Below are 12,820 nucleotides of genomic sequence, written 5' to 3'. Positions count from 1 at the left end.
GAAAGATTTTCATGGCGACGCGCTTTCCATGCTTTGCGGGTGAGTATCGGTGATATACTTCAAGCAACAATCTGTCTTGGATGAGTCCGGAACGCTTCATGAAAAACGTCGAGAGCAGCACCAGCACCAGCACCAGCACCCTGTACCAGGTCGCCAGCGCTGCCGGCGTCTCTCCCGCCACGGTCTCGCGCTTCCTGAACGGCACCGCCAAGGTGTCCGAAGACAAGCGGCGCACCATCGAGCGCGTCATCGATGAACTGAACTACAAGCCGAACCGCCTGGCGCAAAGCCTCAAGATCGGCAGCACCCGCACCATCGGCGTGCTGACCCAGTCGCTCGAGAGCGGCTACTTCAACCGCGCCATGGTGGGCATCGAGGATGCGGTCAAGGCGGCCGGCTATGCGCTCCTGATCATGAGCGGGCACTGGCATGCCGACGAAGAAGCCGAGCGGGTCGAGCTCCTGATCGGACGCCGCGTCGACGGCGTGGCCATCCTGACCGGGAACATGAGCGACCAGCAGATCCTCGACTTCTCGAAGCGGGTGCCGATCGTCGCCTTCGGGCGCGACGTCCAGGGCGCGCGCACCCACGGCTTTTGCCTGGATAACTACCGCGGCGCCTGCGAGGCGGTGGAATACCTGATCGCGCAAGGCCACCGCCGCATCGCCCACATCGCCGGCCCGGACGACCATCGTGACGCACGCGCGCGCCTGGCCGGCTACCACGACACCCTGGCCAGGCACCGGATCGAGGCCGATCCGCGGCTGGTGGTGGCGGGCGACTTCAGCGAATCCGGCGGCTTGCTGGCGTTGAACGGGCTGCTGGCCGCCAACCTGCGCTTCACCGCGATCTTCGCGGCCAACGACCTGACGGCGTATGGGGCGCGGCTGGCGCTCTACCGGCGCAATATCCGGGTGCCGGAAGACATCTCGCTGGTCGGCTTCGACGACCTGGAAAGCTCGATGTATACGACGCCTCCCCTGACCACGGTGCGCCAGCCGCTGTACGACGCCGGGATCGGCATCGGGCGCCGCATGCTGGCGATGCTGGCGCACGAGCAGCCGGAGGGCGAGGTGCCGCAGCTGAGCCTGATCGTGAGGGAATCTGTCAGATTGCTGTGAGCCCCGCGCAGGCTTGTTGTTACATCTGGTAACACATTGCCGAAATAAATCGTTTGCAATTAAATCGTGAGCTATGTAATATGCTTTCCATTGCAGCGCCGAACGGACAAGCAAACGGGTCGGCGGGCCAAGGCAGCAAACCATTTATATAGCGCGCTACTCAATAGCGGTTTAATGAAATCGGGCGGCAAGGGCCGCCGACTACGACAAGGAGTCTCATCATGGCAATCGACAAAGTCCTCTACCGTGCAAGCGCCAAAGCCTCGGGTGGCCGCGAAGGCCGCGCCGTTTCCTCGGACGGCGTGCTGGACGTGAAACTGACCACCCCGAAAGAACTGGGCGGCGCCGGCCTGGAAGGCACCAACCCGGAACAGCTGTTCGCGGCCGGCTATTCGGCCTGCTTCCTGGGCGCCATGAAATTCGTCGCCGCCCGCGACAAGCTGAAAATCTCGCCGGACGTGTCGGTGGAGGGCAGCGTCGGCATCGGTCCGATCCCGACCGGTTTCGGCATCGAAGTCGTCCTCAAGATCAGCCTGCCCGGCGTGCCGGCCGATGAGGCGCAAACCCTGGTCGACCGCGCCCACATCGTCTGCCCGTACTCGAACGCTACCCGCGGCAATATCGACGTGACCCTGCAACTGGTGTGATGCGGTGCTTCCCCCGGGCAACCGGGGGATACGGAAACCTGTCGTATGCAAGTAGCCGAAATGAATAAGTAGTGTGCGATTTAATCGTGAATATTTTCACTGGCCGCTACCACCACCGAATGATCCGTTTATGCAATGAAGGCGCGCGGCGCGCTGCTAATGTGGCAGATGGCACCCCGCCAATCCAGAACCCAAACAAGAAAGGAAGCACCATGAACACCCTGAGCAAAGCCCTTGTCGCGGCATCCCTGACCCTCGCTTACGGCGCCGCAGCGGCTGCCGACATCGCCCCCACCGTGGAGCGCCGTACCGCCGAATTCCTGACCGCGCTCAACTCCGGCGGCGGCAAGCCGATCGAGCAGCTGTCGCCGGCGGACGCCCGCAAGGTGCTGGAAGGCGCGCAGAAGAGCGTCAAGGTGAACCTGCCGGCGGCCGAGGTTTCGGACAAGGTGATCACCGTCGACGGCAAGCAGATCAAGCTGAAGATCGTGCGTCCGGCCGGCGTCAAGGGGGTGCTTCCCGCCTTCATGTTCATCCACGGCGGCGGCTGGGTGCTGGGCGACTATCCGACCCACGAACGCCTGGTGCGCGACGTGGTCGAAAGTTCCGGCGCGGTGGCGGTATTCGTCGACTATACCCGCTCGCCGGAAGCCGGCTACGGTGTGGCGCTCAACGAAATCTATGCCGCGACCAAGTGGGTGGCCGAACATGGCAAGGAACTGAATATCGACGGCAGCCGCCTGGCGGTGGCGGGCAATAGCGTTGGCGGCAATATGTCGGCCGCGCTGACCCTGATGGCCAAGGACAAGGGCGGACCCAAACTGCGCTATCAGGTGCTGATGTGGCCGGTGACCGACGCCAACTTCGAGACCGGTTCGTACAAGCAGTTTGCAGAAGGGCACTTCTTGACTCGCAATATGATGAAGTGGTTCTGGGACAGCTATACGAAGGACGCGGCCAAGCGCAAGGAAGTCTATGCCTCGCCGCTGCAGGCCACCCTGCCGCAACTGAAGGGCTTGCCGCCAGCGCTGATCCAGACCGCCGAGAACGATGTGCTGCGTGACGAAGGCGAAGCCTATGGCCGCAAGCTGGACCAGGCCGGCGTCGACGTGACCGTCACCCGCTACAACGGCATGATCCACGACTTCGGCCTGCTCAATCCGCTTGCCACCTTGCCGGGCGTGCGTTCGCAAGTGCTGCAAGCCGGCGCCGAACTGAAAAAACACCTGGCCAAGTAACACTTGCTGCTTGCTGTCTGGGCCGCCCGAGGGCGGCCCTTTTTTTATGCGCCGTCATGCAATCGGTGTCGTCGGCGCAAATAAATTTAACAATTGGAGGAATATCCGGGCGGCCGATCTGGGCGAATAAAAGTGATGGGAAACCACGAACGGGGACTGGTCATGACGGCGCTTGCCCTGGCTGCATCAACGCGTCCCGACGCACGAAAACAAGCCGTTTTGGAAATAAAACTGCTGCATTGCAGAAATTTGGGGCATCCGTGGGGCGTCGTCGGGCTCAGCAATAAATGGTTACATCTGACGCTAAATCCTTACTTCTTCATGCGTCAACCATGCTGAATTACCAGCTTTTCGTATATGTCCGGCAAGTAAGTTGTCATCTTTGCGTCGGCGCAATACAACGGCGCGAAATATTTTTCCGCGCGGAAAACCAAAGCGAAAAAAGGTGTTTAGAATTGCCGTCCATCAGCTTCCTGACGTAAATATTTCAGACGCGTCCGGGCTGTAAAAAGCACACAGGCAATTACTTTACATCTCAAGAAATTTAACAATTCGCGGCTTCCATGCAAACTACTGTTTCTGTTCCACGTCGTTCTTCTTCCGTACTCGTACAAGCCCAGCTGTTCTCGCTGCCGGTCGTGTTCGCCCTGTTCGGCGTGATCATGGGCTCGTGGGCCGGCCGTATCCCGGCCCTGGCCGCCGGCGTCAACGTCTCGCACGCGGCGCTGTCGATGGTGCTGCTGTGCGGCGGCCTCGGCGCCGTGATCTCGTACCCGATCTCGTCCTTCCTGATGGGCCGTTTCGGCGCGCGCAAGACCCTCATGATCTCGGGCCTGGCCCTGCTGTGCGTGCTGGTCTCGATCGGCATGGCGCCGGACGTGTCGCGCCTGATGATGGCAGTCCTGATGCTGGGCATCACGGCCAGCACCTTCGACGTCGCCATGAACTCGGCCGCCGCCCGCCGCGAAAAAGAGAGCGGCAAGTCGGAAATGTCGCGCCTGCACGGCCTGGCCTGCGCCGGCGGCCTGGTCGGCGCCACCCTGGGCAGCCTGATGGCCAGCATGAAGATCGCGCCGGCCACCCACTTCCTGATGCTCGCCGGTCCGCTGGCCGTGGTGCTGTGGCTCGCCGTCAACCTGCTGGAGGCGGATGAAGCCGGCGTCAAGGTCGAGAAGAAGAAGTTCGCGCTGCCGCGCGGTCCGCTGGTCCTGCTGGGTCTGCTGGGCTTCTTCGGTTCGATGGCCGAAGGCAGCATCGCCGACTGGAGCGGCCTGTTCCTGAAAGAGCACTTCGGTGCATCGGACGGCCTGGCGCCGCTGGCACTGTCGTCGTTCTCGGTGATGATGCTGATGTCGCGCATGGTCGGCGACAAGATGAAGGAACGCTACGGCGCCAAGCGCCTCGTGACCCTGGGCGCGCTGGTCGCCGCAGCGGGCCTGTTCTTCGCGGTGCTGGCGCCGAACGCCTATGTCGCCCTGGGCGGCTTCGCGATCGCCGGCGTCGGCCTGGCCCTGGTGTTCCCGTTCGTGTTCAGCGCCGCCGGCGCGCAAGGCCCGGCTGCCCTGGCAGCGGTGGCGAGCATGGCCTACAGCGGTAGCCTGATGGGCCCGCCGGCAATCGGCGCCGTCGCCCACTTCGTCGGCATGCAGGCAGCCATCGCCTACGTCGGCGGCCTGTCCCTGGTGATCGCCATGGTGGCGTGCCGCACCCGCCTGCTGAAATAAGATCGATGGCGGCCTCGGTGGCCGCCTGGAAAGTCACAACGCAGACGCGTCCGCAAGGGCCGTCTGCGTTGTCGTTTGTGGTGTCCGGATCAGCCGGTTACCTGCTTGAGCCACTCGCGCGGCGAGGCGCCCATCATCGTCGTGAAGGCGCGCGTGAACGTGGATGGACTGGTATAACCCGTGCGGCTGCTGACCTGCTTGACCGGCATGCCTTCGCGCAGCAGACGTGTGCCGACGCCGATGCGCCAGCGTGTCAGGTACTCGCCAGGCGGGACGCCCATCACATCGCGGAAGCGCTCGGTGAACGCGGCGCGCGACATGCAGGCCACCTGGGCCAGCGACTGCAGGCTCCATGGTTCATGCGGGCGCTCGTGGATGACGGCCAGCGCCAGCGACAACTGGCGGTCGGACAGCCCGGCCAGCAAGCCCACCGACAGCCTGCCGCTGTCGAATTCGCGACGGATGACCTGGATCATGAGCACGTCGCACAGGCGGTCCACGATCATGTCCGAACCAGGACCATTCTTGCCCGCTTCGTCGAACAGAAGGTCCAGGGTGCTGCGCAGCCCATCGATTTCCGAAAGGGGAATGACGAGACAGGATGGCAGCACGCGCGTCAGCGGATTGTTCAACCCATCCTGGAACGTGATGTGTGCGCACAGCAGGTTGGCGGAATGGCCGGGGCGCACCTGCAGTGTGTGGTTATCGCCGCGGGGATAAAACAGCAGGCTTGGCTCCGTGATGCAGAGGGTGCCGCCGTCGTCATGCACGAAGTCCACCGTTCCGGAGTGAACCAGGTGTAGCTGGCCCGACATGCCGTCTGCCAGGAAACGATTGCCGTCGCAAAACGTGCCGTTGTAGAAAATACGGGCGTTGAAGGATTGACGACCGACCAGCGATGACAACTTATCCATAACCATTCAATTTCGACTGAGTGACAGCTATTCTGGACGATAAGGCAGGTTTCCGCGTGGAAATTGGTGAGAATTCAAGCGAGAATACAACGCTTGTCGGCAATCGCCTTCCTATCTTATTTCCCCAGCATGAACAATCTACGTATCAAGTACGTGATCACCGCCGTGGTCGGCGTGCTCATCCTGCTTACGATCGCCGTCGGCGCCATCGGATTTCATACCACCCAGCGCGCGGTCGACCTGCTCGAGAACCTCGCTCTGCGCGCAGCCAACCAGCAAACCGCTGTCGCGAGTATCGAACTGCGCATGGAGATGAATCGAAGCCATATCCTGCAAGCATTGCAACATAACCCGGAAAATCGGTTTGCGCCGCTCCATAACCATCCGCTATCGGTTCATAGTCAGTTCATCGCCAACAATAGTGAAGAATTGCGTAGGGAAATCGCCACGCTGCGTGCAAGCGTCGTCCGTCCCGAGACGCGGCAAGCGATCGAACAGTGGGCTGGCGTCAGCAACAACTTCGGTATGGCGTTGATAGATGAAGCCATGCGCGCCATCGAAGGCAGTCAGTGGGACCAGGCAAATGACATGCTGGGGAAAAAAATCAATCCGGTGTATGCCGAATCCATGAAGGCCTACAGGAATCTCGATGCATTCATGAACGAGCGCAACAAGCAGCAGAGCGAGCAACTCCACGCGGAACTGGACACCCTGAACATGATTGTGGTCGGCGCCATCCTGCTTGCCGTGCTGCTGGCTTGCGGCGCCACCGTCTATCTGGTGCGCGCCATCGGCGCGCCGCTGTCCAGGGCCGTCGACGTGGCGCGCCGGGTGGCTGCCGGTGACCTGGGCGTGCGGATCGATGTCGATTCGCGCAACGAGTTCGGTCAACTGCTGGCGGCGCTGCGCGACATGACGGCAAGCCTGGCCAGCATCGTCGGCGACGTGCGCAACGGCAGCGATACCATCGCCACCGCCTCCACCCAGATCGCAGCGGGCAACCTGGACCTGTCGGCGCGTACCGAGCAGCAGGCCAGCGCGATCGAAGAAACCGCCGCCTCGGTCGAGGAGCTGACGAGCACCGTGCGCCAGAATGCAGAGAACGCACGCCAGGCCAATGGATTGGCAGCATCGGCGTCAGACGTCGCCCGCCGCGGCGGCGCCGTGGTCACTGAAGTGATCGGCACGATGGGTGAAATCAATGCATCGGCGCGCAGGATCGTCGACATCATCGCGGTGATCGACGGCATCGCTTTCCAGACCAATATCCTGGCCCTGAATGCCGCGGTCGAGGCGGCGCGGGCCGGCGACCAGGGCCGTGGCTTCGCGGTCGTGGCGACCGAAGTGCGCAACCTGGCCCAGCGCTCGGCCAGCGCCGCCAGGGAAATCAAGGAATTGATCACCGATTCGGTCGGCAAGGTCGACAGCGGCAGCCGCCTGGTCGACCAGGCTGGCGCGACGATGGAAGAGATCGTTCAAAGCGTGCGCCGGGTGGCCGACATCATGGGCGAGATCACCACCGCCAGCGCCGAGCAGAGCGCCGGAATCGAACAGATCCACCAGGCCATCAGCCAGATGGACCAGGGAACCCAGCAGAATGCCGCGCTGGTCGAGGAGGCCGCCGGCGCCGCCCAGTCGCTGCAGGACAGCGCCGCAGGACTGGCACAGCGCGTCAGCGTCTTCAGGCTGGCCGCAGGCCAGCAATCCTCGGCGCCGGTTGCGCCGGCCGGAATGGCGAGCGCGTCAAGAACGCTGGCGCACTGGTCGCCGGCGCCTGCCTGACGCCTGCCGGCGGTAGCGCGGAGACCGGCCGGGATGGTCGCTGCGCGCAGCTTGCTTCGGACGACTGCGCTCACCAGTAAGGCCACATCCCCGCCGCCCGTTGCCTGCTGGGTTCGGCGCCAGTCAGCAGGGTGCGCGCATGTTGCAGCACGACGGTGGCGCGCTCGGCGCCGGGGTCCCAGATGCAGCGGTGACGCAGGCGGTCGAGCGGCGCCCAGCGCGCGATGTCGGCCTTGCTGAAGATGACCACGCTGTTCAGGCCCAGTCCGGCGGCGATGTGCGACACCCCGGTGTCGTTGCAGATCAGCAGGCGCGCGCGGCTCATCAGGGCCGCCATGGCGCCGATCGAGATCGGGGCGGCGGCGATGATGGCGGGCGCATGCATGCGATCGGCGACCGCCTGCGCCAGCGGCGCCTCGTCCGCCGATCCGGTCAGGACGATGCGCATGCCGAACTCGTCGGCAAGCCGATCGGCCACCCTGGCGAAGCGTTCCGGCGGCCAGCAGGTGTCGCGCTGGCGCGCTCCCGGGTGCACGCAGATATAGCTGCCCGGCTCGAGCCCTGCCGCCAGGCCGCTGGTGGCGAGCTCGTCCTCGTCTTCGCGCAGGATCGGGAACTCGAGGTGCGTGCCGGCCTCCGGCGCCCCAAGATGGCCGACCAGGTGCAGCAGGCGTTCCGGCTCGGCGCCGCTCTCGGGATAGGGGACGAGAACGGTCTTTTCGGTGCTCAATGGCTTGCCGCGGCAGTGGCCCGCCATTGCGGTCGCCCCGAAGCCGGAAACGATGTGGTTCGCGATGTCGCCGCTGCCGTGCAGTTGCACGGCCAGGCTGAATTCACGCGCGCACACGGTCGCATAGAACGGGGGCAGGTCGTCATGGTGCACGGTTTGCTCCGGCAGCAGGGGATGGCCCGGAAACGGCAGGAATTCATCGAGGTAGGCGGCAAACCGGTGGACGAACTGCGCTGCCCACGGCAGGCCGACCAGGGCAATTCTGGCCTTGGGCAAGGCGGTGCGCAGGGCGCGCAGGGCCGGGACCGCACACAGCATGTCGCCAAGATGCAGTGCGCGAAACACCACGACCGATTGGATAGGAATGCGATGCAGCAATGGTCGCCGGAGCATGGCTTTTTCTCCTCTCAACATCGTTTTTCATCGCGGCGAATTCTTGTCGTTCGCCGATTGCCCTTCTCCTTGCACGAAACATATCGCTAGCCCTGCCTTGCCCTTCGTGAAACAGCCGCGCCCGCATCACGCCAGCAAACGGTCGAGCACATTGCGCGTGATGCGTTCGACGCGGCGGTCGCGCGGCCCGTCGATGACTTGCGCCCAGTCGGTGGTTCCGGCCGAGAACACGGTGCCGCCGCGCTGGTAGATGCCCAGCGTGGCGGCGTGGATGCCTTCGCGGGCGGCGTGCCGCTCGCGCGAAGGAAGATCTTGCCAGTGGCGGTCGAGGTGGCAGGCCGCCAGCACCTGGTAGCCGTGCGGCGTGCCGGCGCGGTCGCACCAGGCGGACAGGGTCGCCTTGCCGCTGTCGTGGTCGAAGGCGGCGAGCGGGGCGCCGTCGCAGGCATGGCCGGCCAGGGGCGGCCAGGTGTCGTGGCCGAAGCGCTCGCCCTGCGCCAGGCCGGTGCCGGCGAATATCCAGTGGCTGGCATCCTGGACCCGGAACCCGCCGCTGTGGCGCGGGCCGTCGCGCCAGCCGCCGCCGTGGCGGTAGCTGGCGCCGCTCAGGCTGTCTTCTGGACGGGCCGCGCCGCCCGGCCGCCACCAGTGGTCGGGCGCATCCTGCGGCCCGTCCTGCCGGCACACCAGGGCCGTGCCGCCGTCGACCAGGTGGACGCGCCACCAGCACAGCTTGGCGCCGAAGAAGGCGACGTTGCCGCCGCCTTCGACGAAGGCTTCGACGGCGTCGCGGCGCGCCTCGGTCCAGTATTCGTCGTGGCCCGCGCCGACCAGCAGCCGGTAGCGGCCGAGCAGGGCGGGATCGGCATGGATGTCGAGATCGGTGCAATAGTCGACCGCGTAGCCGCTGCGCTCGAGCCAGCGCACGAAGCGGGCGTCCCAGTGGGCGAACGTCTGGCGCGGCGAGCGGCAGTCGTAATGGTCGGGGGCGCCCCAGACCGGCCCGCCGATGCCGCCGCCCGGCCTGCGCAGCGAGACCCGCGCCCCAGGCGGCGTTCCGGCGCGCTGCGCTGCCTGGTAGTCACCGCCGCCACCGCCGCTGCGGTTGTAGGCGTGGTAGGTGGCCAGCGGCAGCTTGTACAACAGGCGGCGCGCAGGGCGGCGGCCGGCGTCGGCGCCGCTCGGGACATGCACGGAGGGCGGGGCCGCGGCGTCGGGTTCGGCCCGCACCACGAACAGGGCCGCGCCGGCATCCTGGTCGAGCCGCGGCGGGCGCGGACCGGCGTCTTCGAGCTGGGCCAGGTAGACGCCGGAGCGCAGCGACGGATCCAGCGCCAGCGAGTAGTCGGGCCAGTGCCAGTCGTCGGCCGGATCGGCATCGAGGGCATGCTTGCCGGGCAACCAGTCGCTGCGCATGACGGGCTCGAAACCATCGCCCCAGCGGTACAGTGCGGCGCGAAAGCGCGGCCGGTCGGTCGACACGTGCAGCTGCAGGCGTTCGCCGGGCCAGATGCTGGCATGGCGTGGGTAGCCGCGGATCATGCCGGCAACCCTGGTTCGTGGCGCTTCATGACGAGGTAGGGCGGCATGGCCAGGCCGTGCAGCGGCAGGCGCCGGAAAGTGGCGACGGCCTCTTGCGGCGTTTCGACCAGCGGCTCGTGCCTGCCGCACAAGGAGGTGCCCAGCAGCACCGGCACCCCGGTGCGCACTTCGAAGCCGGCCAGCAGGGCGCGCAGCACCGGATCGTCGCTGGGACCGACCGTCTGCAGGCGCGCGCTGCCGTCGACGTGGGTGACCGCCGCCAGCAGCGGCATCACGCTGCTGCGCACCGGGACCGCGAACTGCATGAAGGGCGATGGCGCCTGCAGGTCGAAATACTGGGACGCGCGCTCTTCGGCCACCATCGGGGAGAAGGGGCGGAACCATTCGCGCTCCTTGACGCGGGCGTTGATCCAGTCGCGCATGCGCTCGCGGCGCGGATCGGCCAGGATGCTGCGGTGGCCCAGCCCGCGCGGGCCGAATTCGCTGCGGCCCTGGTACAGGCCGACGACCCGGCCCGAGCACAGCAGGTCGAGCATGCGCGCGCACAGGGCGTCGCGCCCGCGCGGATGCTCGACGATCAGGTCGCTCGCGCCGTCGAGCGCCGCCTCGATGTCGGCCAGTTGGGGCGCCGGACCGAGATAGTCGTGGGTCCAGCGGAAGTCGGCGCTGCGGCCGGCCAGCTCGAGCAGGCCGTAGATGGCGCAGCCGAGGGCGGCGCCGGCCGCGCCCGGCGCCGGCGGCACGAACACGCGCCGGAACGGGCTTTCGCGCAGCAGGCGCGCATTGGCCGCGCCATTGAAGGCGGCGCCGCCGGTGAGGCACAGGTCGTCCAGGCCGGTGCGCCCGTGCAGCCAGCGGGCCAGCGCCAGCAGCGCTTCTTCGAAAGCGCGCTGGCCGGCCGCCGCCAGGTTGGCGCAGTCGGTGAAGCCGGCCTTGGGCGAGCCGAAGCGGAAACGCTCGGCGTCTTCGAGCAGCACCGGCCAGGCATGCGGGATGGCGACCTGCATGCCGTCGACCTCGAGCGGCGGCAGGCCGAGCGCGTGCGGATCGCCGTAGGGCGCCAGGTCGGTCACCTTGCCCTCGTTGCCCTGGCCCGGGAACAGCGCCTGGGTGAGCCTGGCGTAGAACATGCCGAGCCCGGCGGGGTGCTGGTCGCCATCCCCCCTCAGTTGCTGGCCGATGCGGGCGATGCGTTCGCGGTCGACGCGATGGCAGGAGGCGACTTCGCGCCGCCCGTCGCCCCCCACGCTGCCCCGGCCGCCCACGACCATCACCGCGGCCTCGCGGAAGGGAGACGGGTGGAAGGCGCCAACCACGTGCGCCAGGTGCTGCGGGATGCGGGCGCGGCGCGCGCCGCGGGCGAAGACGAGGGCATGGTCGCCATCGCCGCCGGCCGCCTCGCCGGCCACTGCGTTTGCCACCCCGCCGGCTCCCGCGCCGGATGCATGGCATTCGACCAGTACGTCGAGCGGTCGTTCGAGCCCGGACAGGTGGGGCAGGTAGAAGGTCTCGATGTCGCCCGGCTCTCCCGGGTGGTGCTGGTGGCGGGTGAGGCGCGCTTTCTGGATTGCCCATTGCACGTGTGAACCGTGCATGAGGCAGACGCTCGCATGCCGGTCGCGGTTTATGCCGAGCACAACGGGGGTATCGTCCATCGTCTTCTCCTGGTTAGCGCAGCGGCAGATCAGTGGGTTGAACACCGGGAGCGACAGCCGGTGTATGCCGGATTGAAAGCAGCGGGCAGCGTGCGGTAGTCAGCCATTGGTAGTCAGCCATTCTTTGAGCGCGACCGTTCAGGATTAGTTCGCGGCCATGCGGCGAATTCGGCCGGCGGCGCCGGGCCGGCGCCGGTACGCTCACCGGAAAGGCGGTATCATCCGTGGATCCTGGCCACCATCCTCCCGACCATGCTCCAGACGCCCGCCTCCTTCACGCCGCTGTTCGCGCCGCATCCCGACCCGGAACCCTTGAACTTCCTGTTCCACAAGGGACAGCTCCTGGTGCGCGAAGACGGGCCGGCCTTGCCGGACGCGGCGGCGCTGGAGCGCATGGGCGTGGCGCGCGACACGCTACAGCCGCTGGGCTTGCTGGACGGACGGTATTGCCAGGCCGGCTGGTTCGACCTGGAACCGGCGCTGCCGCCGGGCCATGCCTGGCGCGGCCTGCGTGCGCTGTTCGGGGTGATCGACGAGGCGCTGGTGGGCGTCGCGGGAAGGGCGGCGCAAGTGGCCGAGTGGGCGCGCACCCACCGCTTCTGCGGCGTGTGCGGCAGCGGCACCGTGCTGGCCGTCGGCGAGCGTTGCTTCAAGTGCGTCAATTGCGGCCACATGGCCTATCCGCGCATCTCGCCGGCCATGATGGTGCTGATCCGCAAGGGCGACTCGGTGCTGCTGGCCAAGCACCTGCAGCATGCGACGCAGCGCTTCGTGCCGCTGGCCGGCTTCCTGGAAGCGGGCGAGTCGATCGAGGAAGCGATCCACCGCGAGGTGTTCGAAGAGGTGGGCCTGCGCGTGCACAATCTGCGCTACTTCTCCAGCCAGTCGTGGCCGTTCCCGCACTCGCTGATGCTGGCCTTCACGGCCGACTACCTCGAGGGCGAGATCCGGGTCGACGCCAGCGAGATCGCCGAGGCGCGCTGGTTCGGGCCCAACGACGAATGGCCGGAGCGGGTGCCGCAGATGTCGATCTCGAGCGTCCTGGTGGACGCCCATCGCCCGCCCGGCCGCTAG

Annotated in this window: 11 protein-coding genes; 7 read left to right on the top strand and 4 right to left on the bottom strand. The window is 66.4% G+C overall.

Annotated features, from left to right (window positions below):
* Positions 1 to 98 precede the first annotated feature (98 nt).
* The 5 genes from KY496_RS17525 (at position 99) to KY496_RS17505 (ending at position 4,730) form a co-directional block, all read left to right on the top strand.
* Positions 99 to 1,121, top strand: a complete 1,023-nt coding sequence (locus KY496_RS17525; protein WP_229520308.1) for a LacI family DNA-binding transcriptional regulator — start codon at positions 99 to 101, stop codon at positions 1,119 to 1,121.
* A gap of 221 nt (positions 1,122 to 1,342) precedes the next feature.
* Positions 1,343 to 1,768 (top strand): organic hydroperoxide resistance protein, encoded by a 426-nt coding sequence (locus tag KY496_RS17520; RefSeq protein WP_219861770.1) that lies wholly within the window; start codon positions 1,343 to 1,345, stop codon positions 1,766 to 1,768.
* Positions 1,769 to 1,980: 212 nt separating this feature from the next.
* Positions 1,981 to 3,006, top strand: coding sequence for an alpha/beta hydrolase (locus tag KY496_RS17515; RefSeq protein ID WP_219861768.1), 1,026 nt, complete (start codon positions 1,981 to 1,983; stop codon positions 3,004 to 3,006).
* Positions 3,007 to 3,168: 162 nt separating this feature from the next.
* Complete coding sequence (locus KY496_RS17510; protein WP_219861766.1) at positions 3,169 to 3,345, top strand: hypothetical protein; 177 nt, start codon at positions 3,169 to 3,171, stop codon at positions 3,343 to 3,345.
* Positions 3,346 to 3,569: 224 nt separating this feature from the next.
* A complete protein-coding gene (locus KY496_RS17505) occupies positions 3,570 to 4,730 on the top strand; it encodes an MFS transporter (RefSeq protein WP_005664523.1) in 1,161 nt (386 codons plus the stop codon).
* A gap of 89 nt (positions 4,731 to 4,819) precedes the next feature.
* Here the strand turns inward: KY496_RS17505 and KY496_RS17500 are convergent, their stop codons facing one another.
* Positions 4,820 to 5,635: an AraC family transcriptional regulator gene (locus KY496_RS17500; RefSeq protein WP_219861765.1), complete on the bottom strand. Its 816-nt coding sequence runs from the start codon at positions 5,633 to 5,635 to the stop codon at positions 4,820 to 4,822.
* 102 nt (positions 5,636 to 5,737) lie between these two features.
* Here KY496_RS17500 and KY496_RS27375 point away from each other — a divergent pair, with 102 nt between their 5' ends.
* On the top strand, positions 5,738 to 7,426 hold the full coding sequence (locus tag KY496_RS27375) for a methyl-accepting chemotaxis protein (protein WP_307729055.1): 1,689 nt from the start codon (positions 5,738 to 5,740) through the stop codon (positions 7,424 to 7,426).
* 70 nt (positions 7,427 to 7,496) lie between these two features.
* Here KY496_RS27375 and KY496_RS17490 read toward each other — a convergent pair whose 3' ends face one another.
* The 3 genes from KY496_RS17490 to KY496_RS17480 all read right to left on the bottom strand — a co-directional run bounded on the left by KY496_RS17490 (position 7,497) and on the right by KY496_RS17480 (position 11,671).
* Complete coding sequence (locus KY496_RS17490; RefSeq protein WP_219861763.1) at positions 7,497 to 8,549, bottom strand: glycosyltransferase family 9 protein; 1,053 nt, start codon at positions 8,547 to 8,549, stop codon at positions 7,497 to 7,499.
* A gap of 126 nt (positions 8,550 to 8,675) precedes the next feature.
* Positions 8,676 to 10,091 carry a N,N-dimethylformamidase beta subunit family domain-containing protein gene (locus tag KY496_RS17485; RefSeq protein ID WP_219861761.1) on the bottom strand — a complete coding sequence of 472 codons (1,416 nt, stop codon included), beginning with the start codon at positions 10,089 to 10,091 and terminating at the stop codon, positions 8,676 to 8,678.
* Positions 10,088 to 11,671 (bottom strand): carbamoyltransferase C-terminal domain-containing protein, encoded by a 1,584-nt coding sequence (locus KY496_RS17480; RefSeq protein ID WP_229520307.1) that lies wholly within the window; start codon positions 11,669 to 11,671, stop codon positions 10,088 to 10,090. Before KY496_RS17480 ends, KY496_RS17485 begins: the two co-directional genes overlap by 4 nt.
* 327 nt (positions 11,672 to 11,998) lie before the next feature.
* Here KY496_RS17480 and nudC point away from each other — a divergent pair, with 327 nt between their 5' ends.
* Positions 11,999 to 12,820, top strand: a complete 822-nt coding sequence (gene nudC / locus KY496_RS17475) for an NAD(+) diphosphatase (RefSeq protein ID WP_184240225.1) — start codon at positions 11,999 to 12,001, stop codon at positions 12,818 to 12,820.

Origin of the sequence: Massilia sp. NP310 (assembly GCF_019443485.1) — a bacterium.
Taxonomy (GTDB): domain Bacteria; phylum Pseudomonadota; class Gammaproteobacteria; order Burkholderiales; family Burkholderiaceae_D; genus Telluria; species Telluria timonae.
The sequence above is the reverse complement of the archived record's forward strand: the minus strand, read 5'-3'. Positions and strand labels throughout refer to the sequence as shown.